Genomic DNA, 23412 nt, shown 5'->3' with positions numbered 1-23412 from the left:
GGCGCTCCCGCTCCACCGGGGTCATCCCCAAGCTCCCCATACAACGGGTATGCCCTCATTTGACACACCGTCAATCGGACTCGGAAACCTCAGTAGGCGGCATGTGCAACCTTCGGCCATGGTGAGTGGATTGCCTGTCTAGCGGCAATCTCTCCGACGCTGCGACGCTCCTGAAGAAAGATCACTCCTACGAGTGAATCGTGGGGCGCGGGAGACCATCACACGCCCTGCCATCCAGGCGCCGACCTCCCCGCCGCGGGCGCTCGCCGACTCTGCCGGACCGTGCCGTTCGTGTCGTGTCGGGCAGGTTCGACCGAGTCGTGGTGCCAGGATTCCCGGACACGGCTCTCACCGTCGCGGCATGGCCTGGCATGCTCGGCGGTATGAAGATCGCTGCCGCGCAGCTCACGTGTGTTCCCGCGGACATCCCCGCCAACGTTCGACAGCTTGTGGCTCTCGCCGAGCAGGCGCGCGCACGGGGCGCCGAACTCGTCGTGTTTCCCGAACTCGCGCTGACCGGGTACGAACTCGGATCCCTGGCCGAGGATCCCGGTCTGTGGGTGAGTGCGGACGATCCGCGACTGGATCCGATCCGGGCGGCGGGGATCGCCACCGTCGTCAACTGCGCCGTGACCACGGGCGGATCGCTGCCCGCCATCGGGACACTGGTCTACGACGCCGACGGTGAACCGGTGACCACATACCGGAAGCAGTACCTCTACGAGGAGGAGCGGGGCGTCTTCGCCGCCGGCGATCGGGACGGGCGCTTCGAGCTGGGTGGCCTGCGTTTCGCGCTGGCCACGTGTTACGACAACCACTTCCCCGAGCTGACCGCCCGCGGCGCCGCCGACGGCTGCCAAGTGCACCTCGCCAGCTCGCTGTACGGCACGGGCAAGGGGATCGCGGAGCGGGCGGCCGTCTACCCGGGAATCGCCGAGGACACCGGCCTGTACGTCGTGATGGCCAACCACGTCGGCCCGTCGGGACCGTGGACCGGCTGCGGCGGCGCAGCCCTGTGGGCCCCGGGCGGCGCGCTCCTCGCGGAGGCCGACGACCGCACGGTCACGGTGGTCGTCGCCGAGGTCGGCCGGCTCCGATCACCGGCCGACGCCGACGGGATCTCCGGCTGACCCGAAAAATCGCCCGAATGCGCGCGTGGGAATCGCGCGATCTTCGACAGGTGGGGCGAAGTCTCGGCGGGTGTCACGCAGGCACGGCATGATCGGTTCGGGTTTCCGGCACGCCCGCGCCGGTCCGCTGAATGCCCGAGGAGCACTCTTGTCCGCGTATGACCGAGAAATAGCGCAGACCCGTGCGGTGCTGCTGCGCATGTTCGACGAGTTCGACACCGAATTGGCCGCGGTCGAAGCGCGAGTGGCCGATTGCGGTTCGCCTTCCCAGGCTGTGGCTCGTACCGCGGACGCCGCGCGCATTCGGGACGCGTTGCGTGCCGCACCCGACCCGACCGACCTCTTCCTGGACGCATCGCCGGTCGGCTGGTTCACCGCTCAACTCGCCCAGGCCCGCGTGTGCCTGCCCGCAGGACCGGGAGAAGGCTTCGGCCCGGACGCCACGGGCCTGTACACGGCGCCGTGCCTGTTCGATCCACACCACGGGCCGGCGAAGGTCGGTGCGTTGTGGCAGCCGTCGCCGGAACTGCTGCCCCGGCCGGTTCTGTGCTGCGCAGAGGACGCAGCGCGCCTGGCCGACGGCAAGGCGCCGCGGGCACGGCTGTTCGCGACGCTGAAAGGCCCTCGGCCGCTCTGGGAGTGCGACGACCGTATCCAGGTGTGGTGGCTGCTGGGTCACTTCACGCTTGCGGGCTGGGACCGGCTCGCGGCTGTGTTCGCCCATACCGCTCTGGCCTCGTCGCTGAACTACGTGATGACCCACTCGGGCGCCACCGGTACGAAATGAGTCCCCCACGCCGCCCGCCCGGCGCCCCGTTGGTCGGCAGGTGAGGCAGTGCGCCTCGGTGATTCGGGGCCGGGTGATGCGGACGGCCCCGACCCCGACCGCCTCGGCCCGGCTTTCCTCCCGAGCGGGTGAGGAAGGACCGAAGGGTCGAACCGGGGGGATGGGCCCGGGGATCGACCGCACGAGGAATCGCCCCGCACTCACCGGGGTTCCGGCGTGCGGGGCGCCGGCGTGTCCCTGTGGGAGGGGCCGTTCGCCGGCAACACGTCCTTGCTGATCAGTCGGGATCCCGAGAAGCAGAGCCGGTACACATCCACCTGCTCCAGGAGGTTGCCGTTGGATCGGTAGAACTCGCAGACGGCACCGGCGGGTCGAGGCAGCGTCCGCATCTCGTCCGGCACGAAGGGGAACTGTCGCAACGGCAGCGAGTTTGCCAATTCGGCGCGCTCGCCGCCCACGCGCAGCGCCGCGTAGTCCGCGGGGGCAAGGACGCATCCCGACAGTCGAAGCGCCAGATACGCGGCCGACGCGAGCATCACGAGCCCTACCCCCGCCGGTAGCGCGAACGCGGCGGCGAAGCGGAATCGGGCGCTGCGCCGGGCGGCCGCGAGTTCACGCACCGAGTCCGAACCGGCCTTCACCGAGGGCCGATCGGTGGTCTCGGCCCGTTCGGACCGTACCCGATCCGGGAAGCCGGCGACGACCTCGAAGCCGCCGTCACGGGGAGCGGCACGGAGTGTTCCACCGATCAGCAGCACCCGCTCCCGCAGCCCGATCAGCCCCCGGTTGCCCGAACCGGGGGGGCACGACCGTGCCGTACGTCGGGCCCGCCGACGAGGCTGCGGGCGGCGCGGAGTTGGTCACCCGTACGGTGGTGCGCTCGTTCCGATGGGTGATGCGTATCCGGACCTTACTGCCCCTTGCGTGCTTGATGGTGTTGGTCAACGACTCCTGCACCACGCGGTACACCGCGTGCTCGACCAGCGGCGAGAGCGCCGGGGCCGAGCCGTTCCGGCGCAGGTCCACCGCGACACCGGACTCACCGACCCGGGCGACGAGTTCTTCCACCTCTGGCGGCGGGCGGCGCGTACCTCTCACCGAGGGTCGCGGCCCGGGTCGTCGCGCGCCTGCGGTCCGACGCGCCGGCGAGTGAAACGCGGCCCCGGCATCGGATGGACCGACTCACCGATCGCGAGCACGAGGTTCTGGCCCTGCTCGGCACCGGGCTGTCCAACGCGGAGATCGGCGTCCACCTGTGCCTGGTCGAAGGTACGGTGAAGGCGCATGTCAGCTCGATCCTCGGCAAGATCGGCGCACGCAATCGGGTGGAAGCCGCGATAGCCGCGCACGAGGCGGGCCTGACCGAACCCGGTCGGCGATCCACGGACCGCATCGAGCGGTGCGGAACGGGAACCCTGGCCGGCGAAGACGACGGCCGCCTGCTGCCGCCAAAGCGGCACCGTGGTCTCGGTCGCCGGCGGCTTCGGGGTTGATGTGGCCGGACGCACGCCCTGACACGGGGGCCGATGACCGCAACCCGCTTCACCCGTCCGGAATCGATTCCGGGACCTCACCGGCATCCCGCGGGAGCAACCTGCCGCGTCCGTCGCGAAGTACCCCGGATTGGCTGTTGCCTACGGGAAGGGCTGGTACGACCACGCAGGTCCTGCTGTGGTGGACGGGGACGGTGTCCCGTCGCCGCGCCGTCTCCGACGCCGTGCGTTACGGGGTCGACCCGGACGGGGCGGGTGTCGGTGTGGTGCCGGCGCTCTGCGGCAGGGTGCCGGTGAACGTGGCGTCCGGCAGCGCCGAGGGGAGCGGGGTCATGGCGACGATGATGCGGAAACCGGGACGGAGGGCGTCGGGAACGTCGAAGAGCTGCTGGGCGAAGACCGACTGTCCCGGTGCCACCGTGCCGGTGAAGTCCTGCTGCGGCAGACTCCCGTGCGCGATGCGTTCGGCGCGGGCTCCGCCGACGCGGCTCATTTCGCTGACATGCACTCCGGAGACGTCGTACGGGGTTTGCGACCGGTTGGTCACGGTGATCGTGACCAGCGCCGGGAAGGAACCGGGCGCGGCGCTCGCAGCCGCGGGCGCGGGTTCTACGCGCGCCACCGACACGACGACGCCGTTGGGCATCGCCACCCAGCCCCCGACTGGCGCGGTGTTCGCCGACCCGGTGTCGCGACCGGATCCGGGCCCGCACAACCGCAACCACTCGTCCTGCGGCAGGCCGGGAGGATCACAGCTCACCGACGGCGACGCCGACGCGGCACCCGAACCACTCTTCCCGTCGTCGTCGCCGCAACCGGCCAACGAAAGAAGAGCGGTGACCACGATGCAGACAGACACGACCCGACGCGACATGACAACCCCTTGAGACCAATGCGGTACGGGGGGAGAGTCGTCCGATGGACAATCCCTCAAACAGGGCCGGACGTTCGTTTGGGCCATTCGATTCGTCCTTGTCACGCCGAAAGCCACGGCGCGGATTCCGCTCCCCGCGTCTGCGGGGATGATCCGACGCCGGAGCGCGCGGGCCGTGACACCGGGGAAGATGTGGTGGCCGTCCGAGAGGCGGCCCACTCGATGAGGGTCAGGTTGTTGCGATGGCGGGTGACAGGCGCTTTTCGCGATTACGTCGTCGGCGTCGGTCGGTGCTTCTCGGTCGTACTCCTCGGCCCGTGTGGCCGCCGGAGGCCGAGACTCCCGGCCGCCCAATCGATGCTGTCCGCCGTGGCCGGTGCGCTCGGCGCTCCCGGGAGATCGAGGTCACGGAAGTGGCCACGGAACAGGCCACCGACCGGCCGCGCGGCGATGCCTGGTTCACATAGGCTCGGACGGTCTTCCTCGCCTACCGGAAGGACTGTGATGAGCATCGACGCCGGTTCGCTGACTCCCCAGGATCTCGAATTCCTCCAACGCCCCCTGCACGGATTCCTGTCCGTGGCCGGGGGGCCGATCCCGCCCCAGCCCCGGCCGGTGTGGTTCGAGGCCACTGCCGAAGGCACGATCCAACTCTTCACGGGTCCGGACTCGCCCAAGGTGCGGCGCCTACGCCGCGACTCCCGTGCCTCGATCGTAGTCGCCGCCCCGGTGGGTGAAAGCGAGCGCTGGGTGGCGGTCGCGGGCCGCGTCACGGTGGAACCCGACGGAGCACACGACTTGTGCACCCGTCTGGCCGCGCGCTATTGGGACGTCGACGACCCGGCCCGCGCCGACCAACTCGCCGAGATGCTGGCCGCGGACCAGGTTCGTCTCGTCATCCACCCGGAGACCGTGAGTCGCTACGCGAACTGACTCCGGCGGCAACCTGTGCGAGCGAGGCGCTGTCGCGGCGGCCGAGGTGGAGCATGAGCACACACCCTCGTCGCCTTGGTACGAACCAGGTTTGCCGTCCGCGACGCGAGGATGCGGTACGCGGAACCTGCATCGGTGGGAGACCGTCGCCATGTGTCCCGCCGTCGATGGCGCCGAGCAGCAGATGATCGAAGTCGGCAGCACGTCCGCTCCAGTGCTCCTGTGCCGCCTTCCGGCTGCGCGGCGCTCACGACCGCACCGATCGGCAGGTTCGTGACCTCACTCGCCGAGGGCGGGCCGCACTGGGGAGGAAGCCTTCGCCGCGGCGTACGCGAAGGGTTGCGAGCTGGACGCGAAGACGGCCGTGACCGAAGTCGAACCGGCCCGCCTGCGCAATGCCCAAGGCGCGGCGCCGAGCTGAGACAGCCGGTGCCGTGACCACGTAGGTTCGAGCGTGGCGATCGGGTCGACCGGAACGACCCAGCGTCGTGCCGGGCTCCTGCCGCCACCCGCGCTCCTACGGAGGAACCCCCTTGCGCCCTGTGAGTGTTCCGCCTCCGTCGACGGCCGCTACCCACTACGGGAGGGTCGTCGTCACCGGCGTCACCGGCGTCACCGGCGTTTCCATCGAGGCGAGGCCGGTGCCGGGATTCGACGTCGCCGCCGGCGTGCTGCTCATGCTGCCCGCCGGGGTCTTGCTCGTCGGCTACGACACGGAACAGACCCCGGACGCCGGCGTGATCCACCGCGAGCGGCTCTGGCAGGTTTCCGCCTCGGGCGCCCTGATCGTCCTCCACGACCACCGGGCCGCGTTCGTCTCCGGGCCGTGGGGTGATGTCGTGCGCGACGCGATCGCGGCGCATCCCACCTGGACCGGGCCGCCCGACCACCCCACCGTGCTGCACGCTCCCGCGTCGGATACCCCCGACGTCGTCCGATGCCCCGCCGCGCTGTGGCGTGGGCTACCCGCCGACGGGGAACCTCCGGAACCGCCGCCGGGCCCGTCCGTCCCCGAGGGTGATCGCGAACGGGTCCGACGCCGCGCCGAGTTGCGCGAGCGTGTCTGGCGGCTGCTGCGCTCGGGTGGGACCGACACCACGGACGGCGTCACCGTGTCCACGCACGACCCGGGCCCGCCGGATCGAAACGATCGCCGCGCCGTCGCGTTCGACGACACCGCCGATACGCGGCACGTCGACGAGGACCTGATGTACGTGGACGAGGACTGCGAGTGCGCGGTGTGGGTCCTCGAACGCACCACCCGATCGCACGAGTTCTACGTCGTACGCCGCTTTCCGCTCACGCCCGAGCGCGCACGGGTGATCCGGGACCTGCGCGTCGAGTACGAGGCGAGCGTGTGGGCTCGCACGACCGGCGCGGGCGCGGAGGCCGCGCGCATGCTGATCGCCGCAGGATGGGACCACGAGCACGCCCGCTTCGTTCAGCGCATCATCCCGCTCGACACCGCCGACGACGCCCGAGCCTTCCTCGACCGCGGACTCTCGCGCTGGAGGCGCGACCACCTGGTGGGCGGGAGCCACGACTGGGCGCCGTTCACCCTGCGCGACGCCGAGCGACTGGCCGAGGCCGACCTCCTCTCCGCCCGGGCGATCTCACTCCGGGAGAACCTCGACGCCCTGCTCGCCACCATGGATCCGCCCTTCCCCGAAGGGCAGTAGCGGGTTCTCGCCCTGTTCGAGCCGGCCCGGGCTCGCGAACAGAAGGCCCGGGACGGCCGGCGCGTCGAGCTTCGCGGTTACCTCAACCCGGGCCCCGGTGTGCGCAGTTCACCCGAACGGGACAGGCGGGCCTCATGTCGCGGTGGCGATGTGGTGCAGTGTGAACCAGAAGGTCGGGACCGGGTTGGTACCGGGTGCCACGTCGACCAGTTGCCACCCGGTGAACCTGGCGCGGAGTTCGTCCGCGGTGACGCCGGAGATCGGGTCGTCGAACGCCTCGGGCCCGTACCCGAACATCGACAGCCGTGCGCCGGGAGCGGCGCGGTCGGTGAGGCCGGCGGCGTAGGCGTCGCGGCGGTGCGGCGGTATCCCGCAGTAACAGCTCAGGTCGAAGAACAGGTCGTAGGGGCCACGCACGCCCACCTCGTCGAGGCGGGTGGCGTCCCCACACAGCACCGTGACGTCCGCCTGCGCCGCGTCGGCCTTCTCCCGCGCCTGTAGAACCGCGCGGTCCACCAGATCGACAGCCTCCACTCGCCAGCCGTGTCGGGCCAGGTACACCGCGTTGGTCCCGGTGCCGCAGCCGAGTTCGAGGACCCGGCCGGGGGTGAGCGCACCGGGCCCTTCCACCAGGGTCACCAGCTCGGGCGGCGTGACGCCGCTGTCCCACGGCGGCCGGCCGTCCCGGTAGTAGTCCTCCAATGCGCGGCGCACGGCCGCCTCCTGGTCGAGCTCCGCGGCCGTCCGAGTCTCGCTCATCGCCGGTTCCTCCAAGAAGTTGTAGTTAAACTCTAGTGATCGACTCTAGATATAGACTTCGGGTATGGACGCGGTCAAGGGATCCGACAAGCAGAACGCCAAACGCCCCGACAAGCGGGCCGAGCGCTCGCGGCTCACCCGCGAGAGGATCGTCGCCGCGGCGCGCGAACTGTTCGTCGCGCAGGGATACGGCGCGACAAGCCTTCAGGAGGTCGCCGACCGCGCGGGAGTGGCCGTCCAGACCGTGTACTTCGTGTTCCGCAACAAGCGCGCGCTGTTCAAGGACGTCGTCGACACGTCCATCGCCGGCGACGACGAACCGGTCGCCACGATGGACCGCGACTGGTTCCGCGCCGCGTGCGCCGAGCCCACCGCGGCCGGGCAACTGCGCGCCCACGTACGGGGCGTACGCGACATCCTCGGCCGAGTCGCCCCGGTCGTGCCGCTGATCGCGGCCGCGGCGGCCACCGACCCGGAGATCGCCGCCCAGTGGCCCGCCGGCCCGGACCCGCGCTATACCGTCCAGCACGCCGCGGCAACGGCATTGACCGCCAAGCCCGACGCCCGGCCCGACATCGACACCGCCCGCGCCGCCGACCTTTTGTACGGACTGCTCAGTCCCGAGCTGTACCTGATTTTCGTTCGCGACCGGGGCTGGTCCCCCGATGCCTGGGAGGAGTGGGCCCGCGCGACCCTGACCACCCAGCTCTGCGCCGAACGGGCGTAGGAGTAGCCGCCGCGACGTTCGGCTCGGGCGTCGTGCCCTCCGAGGCTGCCCGGGCGAGACGATCCCCGTGTATGTCGCCGCTGTGCTCTCCAAGGCGTCGGAGGGCCTCGATAGCATCCCGGATATGACCGTCAGATTGACCGATGCCGAGATCGATGACCTGGTTGCCCGGTTCGACGTGATGTCCATGGGGGAGTGGGATCGGGGCGCGGTGGAGCGCGTGACCGCCGATCTGGGGTGGACGTTGCGCTCCGAGGTCAGGCATGGGTTGACGTTTGTCGGGCCGTTGCCGGGTGGATGGAATTACGCCCACCGGGGCCATGTCCTGGGGTCGCCGGGTGAGGGCTGTTTCACCTCGCTGGAGTGCGACCTGGCGCGTACGGACGATGACGGCGTTCTGGGAGCGGTGTTCAAGGCGGCGAACGGGGCGGCCGAGGCGCGGATGGGGCCGGCGCCCATCCGGCGCGGACCCGGTCCTGTGCTGCGTTGGCGCCGCGAGGAGACCCTTCTGGAGATCGAATGGACCAGGGACCGGGTGCGGTTGCGGTTGCTCGCCACGAAGGTGGTCGAGCACCACGAGTACCAACTCGCCGAATGGGGTGAACGCGACGACAGCGTTGCCGAGCTCGGGGTGTGGCAGGGCTACCTCTATCGCCATGCCGCGCTGCGGAAGGCGTTCACACCCGGAGTCCGCCAGGCCGAGACCTGGGACGAGTTCGGCCGGTGGCTGGGCGAGACGCTGAAGGCGCTGGTGACGGACATGGGCCGGCTGGACGACAGCCTGGACATGGTGATCCGAACCTCGGACGACGACGACTCACGGTTCGTGCAGTTCTCCTGCTCCGCCGAAGAACTGCACCTGGAGGCGGCCGACGGGGCCCGCAAGGCGCTGTTGGAGTCGGGGACGGGCTGGCAGTTCGGTACCGGGCCGGTGCGGCTCCCCGAGATTCGCGTGCCGAACCCCGGGCCGGGTGACGCCGAGCCCGCGGCCCGGGCATTGGTGCACGCCCTGCGCGCGCAGGACGTACGCCTGGAGGATCTGGTCCACATGGTGTGGCTGAGGGGGGAGAGCGACCACGCGCCGAACATGCACGGGTTGGGCCTTCCGGAGATCTGACGAGGGCATGTGCACGAAGCTTTGACCGACAGAGCCCCGGGCGTCCCTCCCCGAGCCCGCCTCCGCGTTCGTCTTCGCTCTGCTGCCGCCTGCACGGCGCTCCATGACGCCATCCGCTGCCTGGGGCCGCCTTCCGCTGCCGAGGGCCATCGTCGGCTTCGGTATCGACGACCGGCTTCGCCCGGGCGGCTTCGGTGTTCAGAGCGGGAGTCGGCCGAGGACGGCCGAGGCGACTGCCGCGTCCAGTGCTCCGACGCCGGTGAGGTCGGCGACCGTGATCGCGCTGTGGGAGCGGTCGACGGGTTCCTTGAGCAACAGGCCGGCCGCGATGTCGTCGTCACGGGCGGCGGCCCCGGCGCGGACGGCGTGGCCGAAGTCGCCGTGGTCGAGACACTGGTCGTGGTCGTCGGTGGCGATGAGCCCCGCGCGGTGAAAGAGCGCCGGCGGCAGCTCGTTCTTGTGCGGCATGTCCGTGCCGATGCCGGTCACGTGCGCGCCCTCGCGCACGTGGGCGGCGTCCAGGACGGGTGCGGTTGCCGGGGTGGTGGTGATGAGCATGTCGGCGGCGGTCGCCTCTCGCGCCGAAGCGGGCCGGGCGGGCAGGCCGTTCGCGTTGAGCTCGTCGCACAGGGCGGTGGCCTTGCGCGGGTTGCGACCGTGTACCAACACCATGCCGACCGGGCGGAGTTCGGCCAGCCAGGAGGCCTGGAGGCGGGCCTGTTCACCGGTGCCGAAGACGGCCAGTGTCACGGCGTCGGGCCGGGCCATGGCGTGGGTGATCGGCGCACCTGCGGCCGCGGTGCGCCAGGCGGTCAGCGCGCCGCCGTCGTCGAGGAGCGCGCGCAGCTGTCCGGTGCGGGCGTTGAACACGCAGACCAGACCGTGGTTCGAGGGGAGGCCGAGGTCGGGGTTGCCGTAGAAGCCGGTCGCGATCTTGACGGTGAAGTCGGCGGCGCCGATGATCCGACCGGCTTTGACGTGGCAGTCCCCGTCGGCTTCAGGGAAGTCCATGTGCAGTGGCGGCGGCACGCTGGTGCGGCCCTCGGCGTGCGCGATCAGCGCGTCCCGGACGGTATCCAGGACCAGCCGCCTGGTGGCGGCCTTCGCGATGGCGGCAGTGTCGAAGAGGGGGGAGTCATCGGCGCGCTCGCATCCACCGGGCGAAGGCGGCGAGTCCTTCCTCCGGGTCGCGGCGGCCGATGCCGATGCGGAACCGGTCGGTGGGGGTGGCGGTGAGTTCGGAGCGGTAGATGCTCGCGGGCAGCAGCAGGACGCCGGCCTCTTCCACGAGACGGGTGCAGAATTCCTCCACCCCGTCGGCGCCGAGGTATCGGGGGTAGGCGACGCATCCGCCGTCCGGCGCCCGCCACTGGAAGTCGTCCGCGAACTCGGTGAAGAACGCGTCGAAAACCGGCAGATTGGCGGTGATCAGTGCGCGGTTGCGGTCCAGGATCGTCTCGCGGGCCTTGAGCGCGATGCGGGCCAGGACCTCGCCGGGCGCGGAGTTGCAGATGGTGGTGTAGTGCTTGGCGCGCTCCAGGCGCGAGCGCAGCGCGCGGTCGCGGCAGGTGATCCAGCCGATGCGCAGTCCGGGCAGCCCCAGGGCCTTCGAGGTCACGTTCAACGACAGCGCGCTTCGGGACAGGTCGGCGGCCTGCGGCAGGGTGCGGGCGGGGTCGCGTTCGAGGCCGCGGTAGACCTCGTCGCTGAACAGGTGGATGCCGCGCTCGTCACACAGTCGGGCCAGGGCGACGAAGTCGGCGCTGTCGATGACCTTGCCGGTGGGGTTGTTGGGGAAGTTCACCGAGACGACCCGGGTGTTCGGCCGGATGGCCGCGGCAACCGCGTCGAGGTCCAGGGCCCAGTCCCGGTCCGCGGCGAGAGCCACGCCGGTGACCTCGCACAGCGCCAGCGGCACGGTCTCGGCGGCCTGGTAATTGGGGGTCACCACGACGGCGTGGTCACCGGCGTCGAGCAGGACGTTCATCGCCAGGTAGAGGGCTTCCTCGGCGCCGGCGAAACAGATGACGTCGTCCGTGTCGGCGTGCTCGTACGTCGAGGCGATCACCGCACGCAGGGCCGGGTCGCCGAAGGTCTCCGTGTAGCCCAGGGACAGATTGTCGAAGGCGTCGCGGTCCTTGTCGTCGGCCAGTGCGAGCAACTCGCGGAGTGTCATCGTCTGGGCGTCGGAGGCGGTCAGATGGTGGCGGGCGGTGAACTCCCAGCGGGAGAAGTACGTTTCCAGGCGGAAGTCGGGCAGCCGGGTCATGTGCGTCAGTCCTTCGCGCTCTGGGCTCGGAGCTCGGCCAGCAGGCCGTAGACGGTGGAGCGGGACACCCGCAGGGCCTCGGCGACGACCGGTGCGGCGCGGCGGACCGCGAACACCCGGGCCTCGTCCAGCCGGCCGAGGACGACCAGGCGGTCCTGGCGGGTCATGCGGTCGATGGGGCGACCCGTTTCGCGGACGTGGCTGCCGACGATGTGCTGGATGCGCTCGGACCAGTCCTGCTCGAACAATGGCTCGGGGCGCCCCACGGTCGGGGCGCCGAAGGCGGACAGGACCGCCGCGGCCCGTTCCAGCGGCGTGCGGTCGAGGTTTATGCACAGCACCGCCGACGGCCGGTCCCGGTTGTCCCGGAGGATCGCGCTGACCGAGGACAGCCGGCGGCCGTCCGCGAGCAGTTTCTCGTACGGCCCGTACACCTCCTGTGTGGACGGGTCGAGCTCGTCCAACTCGCCGAGCAGCGAAGGATCGCCGGCGCGGCGGGAGGTCATCGGATTCCAGATCTCCAGGACCCGGTCGGTCTCCGGGTCGTGCAGGACGACCTCGGCGTACGGGCCGAGCAACAGCGCGACCGCCCGACACACCGGCGCCCACGTTCGCACACGGGGGTCCCGGCTCTCTTCCACGTTCATGATGTGGACTCTACGTCCAATTTGGACACCAAGTCTACCGGCGCACCCCTTCGGAGCCCGAACGCAGCTGCCACAGACCACGCGCGCCGCGACGGATGGGCGAGGGATCGTGTGACCGGTCGTTCGTGGTTCCGGATGGCGGTGTGGGCTGAGAACGCAGGGGCGTGAAATGGCCCTGCGCTTAACGGATTTGCCCCGAGGCGAATGGTGTGCAGGGCGTCGGTTCTGTCTTGCGTGCGTCGTTGTGCGGGCGGGTGGCGCGGGGGGACCTCCAAGCCGGTCGCCGCCGGTGTTCGTCGGACGTCTGCGCAAGCCCACCCCGTGGTGCTCCTCCGCCGTCTTCCGGTCGTCGCTCGGAGGCCATCCTCCTCGCGGGTCGACCCTGGCGTCGGAGCACCACGGCTGATGCCGGCTCCCGCCTTGCGGTGGTCAGTCGCTACCGGCTGTTCCGGTCGTTCTCGTGGGCCCTGTCGGTTGCTCGGGCGAGATCAGTGGGCGGGCTTGCCGAACCAGCGGGAGAGATGGTCGTCCAGGTCCTGTTGATCGTCGCCGATCCAGGCGACATGGCCGTCGGGGCGTAGCAGGACGCACGGAACGTCCAGTACCGCGGTGGGATCCGCGAGGTGGTCGACCCGGTCCGACCAGCCGCCGACGGTCAGGCGTTCGGTGCGGTCCAGCAGCAGGCCGCGCCCGCGATGCAGCAGATCGTAGAGGCGGCCGTGTTTCGTGTCGATGTCGCGCAGGCGGCGGCCGAGCAGGTCGGGGCCTGCGCCGAAGTCGTAGCGGATGTCGATCGCGGTGATCTTCTCGATGAGATAGCGGTTCACGTCGTCGAAGTCCATCAGTTCGGTGAGCAACCTGCGCAGGGCCTGCGGACCCGGTTCGGTGGAGTGCAGTTCCATCTGGGCGCGGGTGTTGTCCAGCACGTCCTCGGCAACCGGATGGCGTTCGGTCTGGTAGGTGTCCAGGAGTGTTTCCGGCGCCCAGCCGCGGATTTGTGCGGCCAGTTTCCAGCCGAGGTTGAATGCGTCCTGAACGCCCAGGTTGAGGCCCTGTCCGCCGGTGGGCGGGTGGATGTGTGCCGCGTCGCCGGCCAGCAGCACCCGCCCGACCCGATACCGTTCGGCCAGCCGGGTGGCATCCCCGAAGCGGGACAACCAGCGCGGGGAGTGCACGCCGAAATCGGTTCCGGCGACGGCGCGCAGCTGTTGTTTGAAATCCTCGAGGGTGGGCGGCTCCGCGCGATCGGTGACTCCCGCGGCGGGGACCACGACGCGATATACCCCTTGGCCGAAGGGCCCGATGCTGAATCGCTTGTCGGTTGTGTGGATTTCGCTCACCTTGGCGGTGATCTCCTCCTGTGGGACGCCCACTTCCATCTCGCCCATCAGCGTCTCGGTCCGTGAGGGCTCACCGGGGAAGCCGACGCCGAGCAGTTTGCGCACCGTGCTGCGCGCGCCGTCACAACCGACGAGATAGCGCGAACGCAGCTGTTGGCCGTCGGCCAGCTCGACGGTCACACCCTCGTCGTCCTGCTCGAAGTCGGCGACCGCGCAACCGCGCCGGATCTGCGCACCCAGTTGCATCGCGTGTTCCTCGAGCAGGTGGACGACGACCGGTTGCGGGATGCCCAGCAGGTAGGCGTGCGCGGAATCCAGGCCCTGGGGTGCGGGTTTGGCGATGGCGGCGAAGAATCCGGCGGCCGGACGTCGTCTTCCGTGTTCGAGGATGCGCTCCAGCAGTCCGCGCATTGCCATCAGTTCGATACTGCGAATGTGCAGACCGACGATCCGGACGAACGACACGGGCTCGGTTTCCTTCTCCAGGACGAGTACCCGCACGTCGTGCAGCCGCAGTTCGGCGGCCAGCATCGCGCCGGTCGGCCCGCACCCGGCAATGATCACGTCGAACATGAGGGGCGCGCGATCGGAGTGGGAGGCCCGCGACCGGAGCCCGGGGGCGTTGTCCGCGGTGAAGTCGCGCTCGACCGTATCGTTCGACGACGGCTCGACGCTGAAATGCGGAGAATGCATAGGTATTGCCTCTCAGGAGTGCCTTGTTGGCGAGGCGCTCCCGGCGATACCTACATCAATCGCCCGACCGTGACGGCAAGGGGGAGCACCCACATCGATACAGCGTTCATGGGTCTCACCTCCTCGGGCGGTGTCACGGGCAACTGGAAGCTACAAGCCCGAACATCATCCCGTCCAATCATTTTGCACGCATGGCCGACCGCCCGGTGCGACGAACGGTTCGTCCCCTCAGCCGTCCGAGACACGTGCCGTACCCGGGGCTCGCACCGTGGGTCGAGCGCGCGTGCCGGACGTGCCCGGGCCTGTGGAGGCGGCCAAGCGGCCGTGGCCGGTGCCGTAAGCGGTTGCGCAGCTCGGCGCCACACCGATCGCGACCGACGTGAGCGCCCCCGGGATGCGGTTCGGGCCGACGCCGACCCGGAGACTGCGGTCCATGGCCCAGGCTTTGCCGACTCGACCAGTCATGCGGCGTCGGGCACCACGCGGGGCGGTACTGGGGCGGTATAGGGGGGGGCGGTACAGGGGCGGGCGCTACGGCGGCGGAATCGGTTGCAGCCGCGCTTCGATACGGTCGGCTATCCACGACACCGTGGGGTGCGCATAACCCACGGCCCGGATGAAGGCATCGGCTTCCTTCGGGTCCGCCCAGACAATGCGGTGGCCGTTGACCACACACAGGACGGTTCCGGCCGTCAGCGCGGTGCGTTCGTTGGCGTTCTCGAAGACCGCGACCTGCGTGATGTAGCTCATCAACGCGGCGGCCTTCTGCGGCAGCGTCGGGTTGAGCGCCCTTTTGAAGCCGCGGCCGTAGACGGCTGCTTGGAGGGAACCCAACAGACGAGGGTCTCTTTCCCGTCCGGTACCCCCGACGCGAGCGTTGATCCGGCGCAGATCGTCATCCGAAAGTGCGTACACGGGTTACAGGCCCGCATCCTCGAACAGGGGAAGGAGTTCGTCCAGGGCCCTCTGGAGAGCCTGCTCGAACTCGTCCGCGGGCACGTAGTCGAGAGGCGGAACGGGAATGCCGTCCGTCCAGTCGACTTCGGCAGCCGGGCCGGATTCGGGATGCGCACTACTCATGGCCTCATATTTGCACGCCTACGGCAGATGTGTGGAGAGGTCCCGGAGAATTATGCAACCGGGGACACGATCGATGGCGGTGCCGCGGCGGCCTCCTCAGCCCGAAGTTCGGCACCGAGAGCCTCCACAAACATGATTCCTTGTCCCGGGGTCCGGTGCGGAGGACAGCCTCGACAAGGAAAACACCACCGGTCTCGTGCCGGGCCGCGACGACGAGGTCCGGACGGACCCGCCCGAGGCCGCGAAGGCTCCTCGTGGCGATCGACACAACCTCGGCCAAATTCTCGGCACGTCGACTCGACAGACATTCCGTGAGCCGGCGTGCCGAACAGCGAGGGTGTGGATCCGGTGGGATGCAGGCGACATGCAGCGCTGTGTCGTCAGGGCAAAGTGCCGGTGCCGAGACGGACGAGCCTGGTAGGAAGGCCCCGACAAGGTGAAGCGGTCGACGCTGGGGGCGCACGATGGGCCGGCACAACGAGATTCCGATTCGGATCCACCACGCGGGGCACACCGTCGGCCGTGAGCTGACCGAGGAACAGATAGCCGAGTTACGGGCATTGGGCCCGTTCGTAGAGGTCGGCTCGACGTGGTTCCACGCCGACTACGTCTTCGACGCCGAATCGAACACCCATATCGAGTTCGACGAACTCTCGCCCATGTTCGATCGTCTGTTCTATTTTCGCGGCGACGGGCAGATGTCCGTGTCGTTTCGACTCCCCGCCGGACTCGCCGAGCAGGTGAAGCCGTACGTCACAGAGGACGAGGACGAGAAGGGGTACGGGAGCGCGGTCACGTCGCGTATCGAGGGCGAAACCGTGGTGGTCACCATCCGCCGCTTCGGCGAGGACAGCGAAATGACGTTCTGGCTGGAGCGGCCGGAGGAGTGGCCGGCCATGATCGAGCCCCTGCACGCCGATCTGATCGGCGGCGACATGAGCGCGCTCTACGTGGGCCGGCGCATGGTCCACGAGGAGAGGTGGAAGTGGTCGCGTGGTCCGAAACCGGCGCCGCCTCCTGTTCCCGCCCGGCTGGAAGGCTACGATCCGGACGCGCCGCGGACGTGGCCCCGCCCGCTTTCCGACCTGGACAAGATGCTCCGCCTCTGGGACTGGACCACCGAAGACCTCGGCGCCGACTGGCCCCGCAAGTCCGAGCCCGAAACCACGACACGCAGACGCCGCCCGAAACGCTGACCGGGCGCCCGGTACTCGGGTAACACCTCCGGCGGCCCACGGAACCGGTGCGGAAGAATGCGACGGCGACCGCGCCCCCGGCGACTGCCGAGGACGATGGCGCCACACATCGGCGGGCGGCTTCTACCGACCCGCTCTGCCGCCCCCCGACCGCCACCGCGAGGTCAACCGATCCGCCGGACCACGCCGTGGCACCGGCAGTGGTCCTCGGCTTGATGGCCGCCGCGGTGCCGGTGTTGTGCCTGGCCTCGGCGTGAGTGCCGGCGGATGGGTGAGGGGTTCACTCGTCCGGGTCGGCCCGGATGCCCTCCCGGTCACCCGCTGTCAGCGTGGGGACGGTGACCGTCGGCCGAGTCTGGAGCACACCATGACGACCGGGACCTGGGGCAGCACATCGGTGGCCGAGCGGGGGGAGTGGTTGCCCGTTCTCGACATGCCCGCTCCCGGGCGGCAACGCCGGCTCACCGTGCTGTTCCGCTACCTCCTGCTGATCCCGCAGTTCATCGTCGTGTGGGTGTTGGGCCTGGTGGCGACCGTCCTGGTGTTCGTGGGCTGGTTCGCCGCGCTCGTCATGGGTCGACTGCCCGGGCCGATCGCGTCGTACCTGTGCGGGTTCATCGGCTACGAAACGCGGGTGACGGCGAGTCAGATGCTGCTGGTCGACCGGTATCCGCCCTTCGCCCTGACGACCCCGGCCGACTATCCGGTTCGGGTGGGGCTGCGGCCGGGGCGGTTGAACCGGCTCGCCGTGTTCTTCCGCATCATCCTGATCATTCCCGCCCTCGTCGTCCAGGCCCTGGCGTGGGCAGGGTGGTTCGCGGTGTCCTTCGTGCTGTGGTTGATCGTGTTGATCGCCGGCCGGATGCCGGATCCGCTGTTCGAGGCCACCGCGGCGATCGTGCGCTATCGGATGCGTTTCATGGCGTACGGCCTGCTCGTGACGTCGGCCTACCCGAAGGGTCTGTTCGGCGACGCCGCTACGTGGGAGGCGGGTACGGATCGCTCCGCGACGCGCCCGCTGCTGATCAGCGGGCTCGGGCGGGGTCTGATCGCCCTGTTCCTGGTGATCGGACTGGCGAGCGCCTCGACCGCGTCGATCATCCCCGCCATCGGGAACCACTAGGCGGACGCGTGCCCTCGCAGCTGTGAACGAGGCTCCGGTGACGTGGCCCGGCGCGCCCCAACACAGCGTGAGTGGTGAGAAACTGCGCGACGCCATCGCACTCGTGCGGCAGCGGTGACGAGGGCCTGGTGTTCGCCTCGCGGATCATCCGGATTCCGCAGCACGGGTCTTGACCGGATCCCCGATCGAGGCAAAGTGCTTAAATGATCAGGTCCGCGTCGCGCCAGGGCGTTTGATCGAGCGCCTGTGGGTCGCGTCCTTCGACCGACGATCCCTTGGAGGTCCGACATGTCCCAGCCCCTCGAACCGCCTGCGCGACCGTCCGGATCGACGCGGGAGAGCGCGAAGGAGATGCCGCCGAAACCGACACACGCGCCCGCACCCGCACCCGCACCCGCACCCGCACCCGCACCCGCACCCGCACCCGCACCCGCACCCATGGTCATACCCCCAATGCCCACGGTCGCGCCGAGCGTCGGGCCACGCGCTCCCGGCTTGCGAACCGCGGTCAGGCGAGGAGTCGAGGCGATTCGCAACGCCCCGGAACGCGCCGCGGAACGCTGGGCTGCCCGATCCGTGGAGGCCGAGCGAGAACAGGCCCGGGAGCGGGAACGCGACCAGGCCTTGTGGGACGCGCGCATAGCGGACGACATGAACGATGTTCCTTCGCACGACAAGCTGATGGATAGGAGAGAGAGGCTGGATCGCGCGAAGAGCAACGGTGATTTTCTCCAATCGCTCGCCGAGGACATGAGGCCCGTCCCGCACAATGAAGCGGACACCTGGGCGGCCTTCGACAAGGCGAAGCAAGAGGCGGAAGCCAAGATCATCCGCGCGGCTCCCGCCCCCCAGAGGTCCCGTACCGCCAAGGCCGCCCCCACCCGCCACCCCGGGATCATCGGGGGGAAGATGACCGTGGCAAGGTCGCCGGCGAGCCTTTCGTTCGGGCCCGCAGTCGGCGTCGACTTCATGGTGCCTACAGCCAAGACTCCGGTGCACAACCTCGGATCACAAAACGGGAGGCGATCCGCCGCCTCCCGCGACCAGGGGATGTAGCGCCGAGGCGTCCGGTCACGGCGTGGACCGGACGTCGGCCTCGACGTGCTTCCGGTTGCGGGGATTTCGCGCATCGGTGGGTGCCGGGTCCACCTCGTTCAGCGCGTCGCGCAAGTCATGGGCGCAACGGTACGTCGATACCGAGGCCGCCGTCCCGGGAAGGGCGGCCGGCGACCCGCGCGGCGGGAGGACGAACGGCAACCCCGCGCCGGTCGAGAACGCGTCGTGCAGGTGGTGTTCGGCCGAGCCCTGGACGCGCAACCAGGTCGCTGAGGCACCGGGTTCGAGTCCACGTCGGCACGCCGACTATCGGATGTACCACTGCTGGGCCTTGTTTCCCGGAACGCAGTAGGCGAAGGTCAGTTGGCGGCCCGGGCCGTTGTCGGTCAGGCACTGCGTGCCCGTGAAACCGGTGATCAGGGAAGCGCCCGACGTGGGCGCCGCGCTGATGTTCAGCAGTCCGTCGGTGAAGACGGCGGTGCCGAGGGATGGGGACCCGCCGCCGCCGGACGTCGGGACGATCGTCAGGCCGCTCGTGTTGCAGGCCCGGATGTTCTTCCAGGGGCCGACCTGCGCGGTGACCCAGCCGTATTCGGTGTGTCCCCCCATGACCAGCCTGCTGCCGACGCCGGGGCTCGCGGTGTCGATGCCGACCCTCGTGCCGTCGCCGACGTTGGTGATGGCTGCCCAGCCCGAGCCGCCGCATCCGGCGGGCACCGCGGGCGCGGCTGCCGGGGCCGCGGCGGCGGGCTTGGCGACAGGGCGGCTCGGTTGCCGCGCGCCGCTGTTCGCGGAGGTGCCGCCGGCCTGCGTGGAGCTACTTCCGGCGGCGGTTCGCTTTGTCGCTCCGGCCGGTGTCGGCCTGACAGGATCCGCCGGGGGCGGCGCAACCGGGGCCGAACTCCCGGTCACAGCAGGCCCGTCCGGGGTGGAGAGTGGGCCCGTCGCCGGCGCGGTCGTCGGATCCCCGGGCGCGCTGGACGGTGCGGCGCCGGGTCCTGTCGGTGCTCCGGTGTCGGCCTGCGGTGTCGCCTCCGGTGATGCGGTGCCCGGGGCGACCGGCGTCTGCGCGTTCGTCGGCCCGCCGTTTCGTGCCTCGGGGGTGGTGTCCGCAGGCGAGTGGAGCACGAACAGAGCGGTGGCGACCGCCGCAATGACGGCGGCGGCCGGCAACGCGGCGACGGCCGTGCGGTGTTTTCGGCTACGCCTGCGGGCGGGCCGGCTCGCGGCAGGGTTGAGTGTTCGGGGCGTGGGGCCGGATTGCTCGACGTCGCGGTGCACGATCGCGTGGCGATGTTGCGCATGCAACGCCTCCAGCGTCTGCGCCACGACGTCGGGGATTTGTTCGTACGCTATCGAGCCGTTCGCGGCGGCTCTTCCGCTCAGCGCACTGCGGTCCACGAACTGCACCACGACGTAGGGTATTTCTGGGAAGTCCTCGGTCCCGTCGCTGCGGTGGACGCCGACGACTCCGGGGGGATCCAGGGTCGCCGCGAGGCGGGCCTCGCTGCGGAACCGTTCCACGGCCACGGCGTGCGCGCCGAGTTCCGGATGCAGGATCTTCATCACGACTCGCCGGCCGAGCACGGCGTCGTCCGCCGACCACACCTCCGCAGCGCTGCCGTCGATCAATTGTTCGGCCAAGGTGTATCGGTCGCCGAAGACCGTCCCTGGTGCCCACATACCGCGCTCCCCGTAAAGCCTCGAAGGTCGGACGATCCGGAAGACCACCGGAAGACCACCGGAGGACCGCAGTATCCGGTCCGCGCCTGCCGATGGCGGGAACGCCCGACCCCGGCCCCCCAAGGCTTGGGGAGCAGCCGGGCCCGGGTTTTCATTTTCCGCGAACGCACCTTACGCAGCAGGTGGTTCGCCCGGGTCGGCCGGTGGCGGTCGGGCGTCGCCGGCCGTCGCAGGCGACGGTCAGGCGCCCGTTCTCGTACGTTCGGCCGTCACGGTCCGCCGCCCGGTCCGGCCTGCCGGAGCCGGACGGCGGACCGTCGGTCACACGCGCTTGGACGCGTCCGAGCCGCCGCCTCCCGAGGACTTGCCGCCGAAGCCGAGGCCCTTGTTCCCGGAGTCGGGGCCGGGGTCGCTGGACTGTCCGCCACCGCCGCCGTTGCCGCTGCCGCCACCGCCGTTGTCGCCGTAGCCGCCGTTGCCGCTGCTGTTGCTGCTGCCACCGGTTCCGGGACTCGTACCCGACCCGCCGTTGGAGGGCCCGGACGAGCCGCCACCGGACGGTCCCGGCGCGCCGCCACCGGAAGGCTTGTGGCCACCGCCCTCTCCGAGCCGGTTGTTGTGGGACTCGGACGAACTGCCGTTGGAGCGGTCGGGGTTGACACTGTTGCCGCTGGTGCCCGACTTGCCCGGTGTGCGGTTGCTCTTCTCGCGCATCTTGGCGTCGACGCTCTGCTGGGCCCCCGACTTGGCTTGCGGACCCGACTTGGCAGGCGCCTTGGCCGGAGGCCGGCTCTGCGTCTGCGGTGGGGCCTGCTTTTCGGCGGGCGTCCGGGCTGGCGGGGGCGCGGCCTTCTTGTCGCGGTCGGTGAGCATGTAGATGCGCGACCGGTCGTGCCATTGGCCGTCCGGGCCCAGGGTTATGCGGTTGGCCGCGTCCGTGGTCTGCCCGCCGCCGGTGTACGGCTCGACGGTCACCTCGGTCGAGGTCATGCCCGGGTCACCCGGCGAAGCCGGCCGGTAGAAGTTCTGCATCGCCTGCATGTACTTCGCCATCTCCGGAAAGAAGGCCACCGAGTTGATGAAGTCGAGGCCGTCGTCGAAGAAGTGGTCGACCTCGTACCGGCGCCGTTCGGCCCAGCTCATGCTTTGCCAGTTCCCGTACTGGGTCAGGTACCGGTCCACGAACTGCGGGTCCTGCTGTGCTCGGCGCACCATCCAGTTGAGGTAGTCCGACGTCAGCCGGCCCTGAACCTGCTCGAGTGCGAACGCCGCCACCTCGAACGCGGCGTTCTGCTTCACGGCGATGTTGACGTTGCGGGTGAAGGCGTCCTCGGTGGCCGACCTGGCGGTCTTCGGCGTGTACTCCGGTGCTGCCGGCTTCTCGGCCGTGGCGGTGCGAGGCTTCGCCGCGGGTTCGACGGGAGCCTCCCGCGGCACGGTCGGCCTCGTCTCGTCCCAGGTCCCGGGCTTGGCCTCGGGCTCCGCCGCGGGCGCCGGTTTGGCCTCGGGCTCCGCCGCGGTTCCGGGCTTGGCCTTGGGCTCCGCGGTAGGCGCGGGCTTGGCCTCGGGCTCGCCGGCGGTGGTTCCTCCGGGTGCGCGGAGGGGGTCGGTCTGCGTGCCGCCCGACCCGCGCGCGGGCTCGCCCGCAGCCGACTTGCCTTCGCCTGCCGCCGGCTTCCCCGCCCCGGGACGGGTTGTCGTACTCTCCGTGCTACCGCCGCGTCCGGACGATTCGGTCGCGCCTCCACGACCCGTTTCAGGGGTGCCGTTGCCCTGGCCGGTCGAGGGTTTGCCCGCCTCCGGCGTCTCCCCGCGCGGCAGTTCGGCCGCTCCGCCCGAGGGCCCGTTCGTCACCGGTTTGGGGTTGTTCGTTCCCTTGCCCGCCGGGTCGCCGCCGGGCTTCTCGGGTCCGTCCGGGTAGCCGGAGGTGGTTCCGGGCTTGGGAAGTCGGTCGCTGTACTTGGAGAGTTGGTAGTCCAGGAAGCTCCGGCCCCGCAACTCCTTCACCGACTTGTTCGGGTCCGTGGCTTCGACGGCCTTGATGGCCTCGTACTCCAATGCGTCGGTCAACGCGGGGGCCACCCTGGACCTCGCGAAGGTCTCCTCGGCGAGGCTGCGGAGCACCGGGTCGCTCCGCACGTCGCGGATCGGGCTGAGTTTCACCCGCTCCCGCTCGTCGACGATGTTCTTGGCGAATTCGTTGATCTCCACATGCTTGTACTTGTCGTCGAGCCCCTGGTAGGCGGCCTCCGTCAGGGCGAGATTCCGCAAGACATCGGGGTTTTTCACCGGTCCGTTTCGCAGCTCGGCGACGTAGTCCGCTACCGCCGCGCTTCGCTCCCGGAGAATCGTGCGGGCTTCGTTCTCGGCCCCCTGAATGGTCTTTGCGCGCTCTGCCATGAACAAGTTGACACCGGCGGCGACGTCCTTGGCGGTAACAAGCCAACTGTGCAGATGTGGGTTGACGAAAGGACCGCCGAGCCGGGCTTCGGTGATGGTCGTTTGGATGATCGAAGCCACGAAAAGCTTCGACATGAAGAACTTGGCATCACGTGGCACCATGTCCGGCGTAATGGGGACATTCCGCTGAAGCGCGTCCATGACGCGCCAGGACAAACTGGGCCCTCGGTTGTTACCGGGTTCCGGCAGGTTCGGTTCGTCGGCGTGGGCCCGCACTGCGGTGGCCGCCTCCAGCACTTGGACCCCGGTCACGGCCAAAACGAGCCCGGCCGCGATCCGGGTCCCTTTGACGGGTCGGCGCTTCGGATTTTTGCCAGATATGCCAGATGCCATGATTGGTGTCCTTTCGACAACGAGGTCGGGACC

The 23412-nt window shown here is 69.9% G+C and carries 21 protein-coding genes; 10 read left to right on the top strand and 11 right to left on the bottom strand.

Annotated elements, in window-relative coordinates; translation table 11 throughout:
- The first annotated feature begins 383 nt into the window (after nucleotides 1-383).
- Together ACZ4FV_RS10935 and ACZ4FV_RS10930 are read left to right on the top strand one after the other, a co-directional pair.
- Nucleotides 384-1130: a carbon-nitrogen hydrolase family protein gene (locus ACZ4FV_RS10935; RefSeq protein WP_395861076.1), complete on the top strand. Its 747-nt coding sequence runs from the start codon at nucleotides 384-386 to the stop codon at nucleotides 1128-1130.
- 148 nt (nucleotides 1131-1278) lie between these two features.
- Nucleotides 1279-1917: a hypothetical protein gene (locus ACZ4FV_RS10930; RefSeq protein WP_395861078.1), complete on the top strand. Its 639-nt coding sequence runs from the start codon at nucleotides 1279-1281 to the stop codon at nucleotides 1915-1917.
- 200 nt (nucleotides 1918-2117) lie between these two features.
- Here ACZ4FV_RS10930 and ACZ4FV_RS10925 read toward each other — a convergent pair whose 3' ends face one another.
- Nucleotides 2118-2675, bottom strand: coding sequence for a hypothetical protein (locus ACZ4FV_RS10925; protein WP_465322477.1), 558 nt, complete (start codon nucleotides 2673-2675; stop codon nucleotides 2118-2120).
- 414 nt (nucleotides 2676-3089) lie between these two features.
- Between ACZ4FV_RS10925 and ACZ4FV_RS10920 the strand changes: the two genes are divergently transcribed.
- Nucleotides 3090-3410, top strand: a complete 321-nt coding sequence (locus tag ACZ4FV_RS10920; protein ID WP_465322476.1) for a response regulator transcription factor — start codon at nucleotides 3090-3092, stop codon at nucleotides 3408-3410.
- A gap of 229 nt (nucleotides 3411-3639) precedes the next feature.
- Here ACZ4FV_RS10920 and ACZ4FV_RS10915 read toward each other — a convergent pair whose 3' ends face one another.
- A complete protein-coding gene (locus ACZ4FV_RS10915; RefSeq protein WP_395861083.1) occupies nucleotides 3640-4269 on the bottom strand; it encodes a hypothetical protein in 630 nt (209 codons plus the stop codon).
- Between the two features lie 519 nt (nucleotides 4270-4788).
- Between ACZ4FV_RS10915 and ACZ4FV_RS10910 the strand changes: the two genes are divergently transcribed.
- The gene (locus tag ACZ4FV_RS10910; RefSeq protein WP_395861084.1) at nucleotides 4789-5217 is read left to right on the top strand and encodes a pyridoxamine 5'-phosphate oxidase family protein; all 429 of its coding nucleotides are present in this window, start codon (nucleotides 4789-4791) and stop codon (nucleotides 5215-5217) included.
- 542 nt (nucleotides 5218-5759) lie between these two features.
- A complete protein-coding gene (locus ACZ4FV_RS10905; protein ID WP_465322474.1) occupies nucleotides 5760-6896 on the top strand; it encodes a hypothetical protein in 1137 nt (378 codons plus the stop codon).
- A gap of 132 nt (nucleotides 6897-7028) precedes the next feature.
- Here ACZ4FV_RS10905 and ACZ4FV_RS10900 read toward each other — a convergent pair whose 3' ends face one another.
- On the bottom strand, nucleotides 7029-7655 hold the full coding sequence (locus ACZ4FV_RS10900; protein ID WP_402236215.1) for a class I SAM-dependent methyltransferase: 627 nt from the start codon (nucleotides 7653-7655) through the stop codon (nucleotides 7029-7031).
- A gap of 64 nt (nucleotides 7656-7719) precedes the next feature.
- Here ACZ4FV_RS10900 and ACZ4FV_RS10895 point away from each other — a divergent pair, with 64 nt between their 5' ends.
- Nucleotides 7720-8382 (top strand): TetR/AcrR family transcriptional regulator, encoded by a 663-nt coding sequence (locus ACZ4FV_RS10895; RefSeq protein ID WP_395861090.1) that lies wholly within the window; start codon nucleotides 7720-7722, stop codon nucleotides 8380-8382.
- A 124-nt stretch (nucleotides 8383-8506) separates the two neighbouring features.
- Complete coding sequence (locus tag ACZ4FV_RS10890; RefSeq protein ID WP_395861092.1) at nucleotides 8507-9499, top strand: TY-Chap domain-containing protein; 993 nt, start codon at nucleotides 8507-8509, stop codon at nucleotides 9497-9499.
- A 198-nt stretch (nucleotides 9500-9697) separates the two neighbouring features.
- Here ACZ4FV_RS10890 and ACZ4FV_RS10885 read toward each other — a convergent pair whose 3' ends face one another.
- The 6 genes from ACZ4FV_RS10885 to ACZ4FV_RS10860 all read right to left on the bottom strand — a co-directional run bounded on the left by ACZ4FV_RS10885 (nucleotide 9698) and on the right by ACZ4FV_RS10860 (nucleotide 15528).
- Nucleotides 9698-10579, bottom strand: a complete 882-nt coding sequence (locus ACZ4FV_RS10885; RefSeq protein WP_465322482.1) for an ornithine cyclodeaminase family protein — start codon at nucleotides 10577-10579, stop codon at nucleotides 9698-9700.
- A 55-nt stretch (nucleotides 10580-10634) separates the two neighbouring features.
- A complete protein-coding gene (locus ACZ4FV_RS10880) occupies nucleotides 10635-11768 on the bottom strand; it encodes an aminotransferase class I/II-fold pyridoxal phosphate-dependent enzyme (protein WP_395861096.1) in 1134 nt (377 codons plus the stop codon).
- Nucleotides 11769-11773: 5 nt separating this feature from the next.
- Nucleotides 11774-12415, bottom strand: coding sequence for a helix-turn-helix transcriptional regulator (locus tag ACZ4FV_RS10875; RefSeq protein ID WP_402236219.1), 642 nt, complete (start codon nucleotides 12413-12415; stop codon nucleotides 11774-11776).
- Between the two features lie 488 nt (nucleotides 12416-12903).
- Entirely contained in the window at nucleotides 12904-14448 is a 1545-nt protein-coding gene (rox, locus tag ACZ4FV_RS10870; protein ID WP_465322472.1) for a rifampin monooxygenase, read from the bottom strand.
- A 531-nt stretch (nucleotides 14449-14979) separates the two neighbouring features.
- A complete protein-coding gene (locus ACZ4FV_RS10865; protein ID WP_465322470.1) occupies nucleotides 14980-15282 on the bottom strand; it encodes a hypothetical protein in 303 nt (100 codons plus the stop codon).
- Nucleotides 15283-15366: 84 nt separating this feature from the next.
- On the bottom strand, nucleotides 15367-15528 hold the full coding sequence (locus ACZ4FV_RS10860) for a hypothetical protein (RefSeq protein WP_395861104.1): 162 nt from the start codon (nucleotides 15526-15528) through the stop codon (nucleotides 15367-15369).
- 464 nt (nucleotides 15529-15992) lie between these two features.
- Between ACZ4FV_RS10860 and ACZ4FV_RS10855 the strand changes: the two genes are divergently transcribed.
- The 3 genes from ACZ4FV_RS10855 (at nucleotide 15993) to ACZ4FV_RS10845 (ending at nucleotide 18903) form a co-directional block, all read left to right on the top strand.
- Nucleotides 15993-16724 (top strand): hypothetical protein, encoded by a 732-nt coding sequence (locus tag ACZ4FV_RS10855; protein WP_465322468.1) that lies wholly within the window; start codon nucleotides 15993-15995, stop codon nucleotides 16722-16724.
- Nucleotides 16725-17091: 367 nt separating this feature from the next.
- Nucleotides 17092-17847 carry a DUF4389 domain-containing protein gene (locus tag ACZ4FV_RS10850; RefSeq protein ID WP_465322466.1) on the top strand — a complete coding sequence of 252 codons (756 nt, stop codon included), beginning with the start codon at nucleotides 17092-17094 and terminating at the stop codon, nucleotides 17845-17847.
- Nucleotides 17848-18300: 453 nt separating this feature from the next.
- Complete coding sequence (locus tag ACZ4FV_RS10845; protein ID WP_465322465.1) at nucleotides 18301-18903, top strand: hypothetical protein; 603 nt, start codon at nucleotides 18301-18303, stop codon at nucleotides 18901-18903.
- 306 nt (nucleotides 18904-19209) lie between these two features.
- Here the strand turns inward: ACZ4FV_RS10845 and ACZ4FV_RS10840 are convergent, their stop codons facing one another.
- Nucleotides 19210-20586 carry a protein kinase domain-containing protein gene (locus ACZ4FV_RS10840; RefSeq protein WP_465322464.1) on the bottom strand — a complete coding sequence of 459 codons (1377 nt, stop codon included), beginning with the start codon at nucleotides 20584-20586 and terminating at the stop codon, nucleotides 19210-19212.
- 321 nt (nucleotides 20587-20907) lie between these two features.
- Nucleotides 20908-23148, bottom strand: a complete 2241-nt coding sequence (locus ACZ4FV_RS10835; RefSeq protein WP_395861114.1) for a hypothetical protein — start codon at nucleotides 23146-23148, stop codon at nucleotides 20908-20910.
- Between the last annotated feature and the right edge of the window lie 264 nt (nucleotides 23149-23412).

It is taken from the genome of Embleya sp. NPDC025285 (assembly GCF_055558835.1).
This window is presented reverse-complemented; position numbering and strand designations above follow the sequence as displayed.

What these genes read in the sequence shown, in the direction of transcription:
- ACZ4FV_RS10935 (WP_395861076.1), top strand. Translation starts at nt 384, where the DNA reads ATGAAGATCGCTGCCGCGCAGCTCACGTGTGTTCCCGCGGACATCCCC.
- ACZ4FV_RS10840 (WP_465322464.1), bottom strand. Translation starts at nt 20,586, where the DNA reads ATGTGGGCACCAGGGACGGTCTTCGGCGACCGATACACCTTGGCCGAA.
- ACZ4FV_RS10835 (WP_395861114.1), bottom strand. Translation starts at nt 23,148, where the DNA reads ATGGTGCCACGTGATGCCAAGTTCTTCATGTCGAAGCTTTTCGTGGCT.
- ACZ4FV_RS10845 (WP_465322465.1), top strand. Translation starts at nt 18,301, where the DNA reads ATGCCCACGGTCGCGCCGAGCGTCGGGCCACGCGCTCCCGGCTTGCGA.
- ACZ4FV_RS10895 (WP_395861090.1), top strand. Translation starts at nt 7,720, where the DNA reads ATGGACGCGGTCAAGGGATCCGACAAGCAGAACGCCAAACGCCCCGAC.
- ACZ4FV_RS10860 (WP_395861104.1), bottom strand. Translation starts at nt 15,528, where the DNA reads ATGAGTAGTGCGCATCCCGAATCCGGCCCGGCTGCCGAAGTCGACTGG.
- ACZ4FV_RS10900 (WP_402236215.1), bottom strand. Translation starts at nt 7,655, where the DNA reads ATGAGCGAGACTCGGACGGCCGCGGAGCTCGACCAGGAGGCGGCCGTG.
- ACZ4FV_RS10880 (WP_395861096.1), bottom strand. Translation starts at nt 11,768, where the DNA reads ATGACCCGGCTGCCCGACTTCCGCCTGGAAACGTACTTCTCCCGCTGG.
- ACZ4FV_RS10855 (WP_465322468.1), top strand. Translation starts at nt 15,993, where the DNA reads ATGGGCCGGCACAACGAGATTCCGATTCGGATCCACCACGCGGGGCAC.
- ACZ4FV_RS10920 (WP_465322476.1), top strand. Translation starts at nt 3,090, where the DNA reads ATGGACCGACTCACCGATCGCGAGCACGAGGTTCTGGCCCTGCTCGGC.
- ACZ4FV_RS10875 (WP_402236219.1), bottom strand. Translation starts at nt 12,415, where the DNA reads ATGAACGTGGAAGAGAGCCGGGACCCCCGTGTGCGAACGTGGGCGCCG.
- rox (WP_465322472.1), bottom strand. Translation starts at nt 14,448, where the DNA reads ATGCATTCTCCGCATTTCAGCGTCGAGCCGTCGTCGAACGATACGGTC.
- ACZ4FV_RS10910 (WP_395861084.1), top strand. Translation starts at nt 4,789, where the DNA reads ATGAGCATCGACGCCGGTTCGCTGACTCCCCAGGATCTCGAATTCCTC.
- ACZ4FV_RS10890 (WP_395861092.1), top strand. Translation starts at nt 8,507, where the DNA reads ATGACCGTCAGATTGACCGATGCCGAGATCGATGACCTGGTTGCCCGG.
- ACZ4FV_RS10850 (WP_465322466.1), top strand. Translation starts at nt 17,092, where the DNA reads ATGACGACCGGGACCTGGGGCAGCACATCGGTGGCCGAGCGGGGGGAG.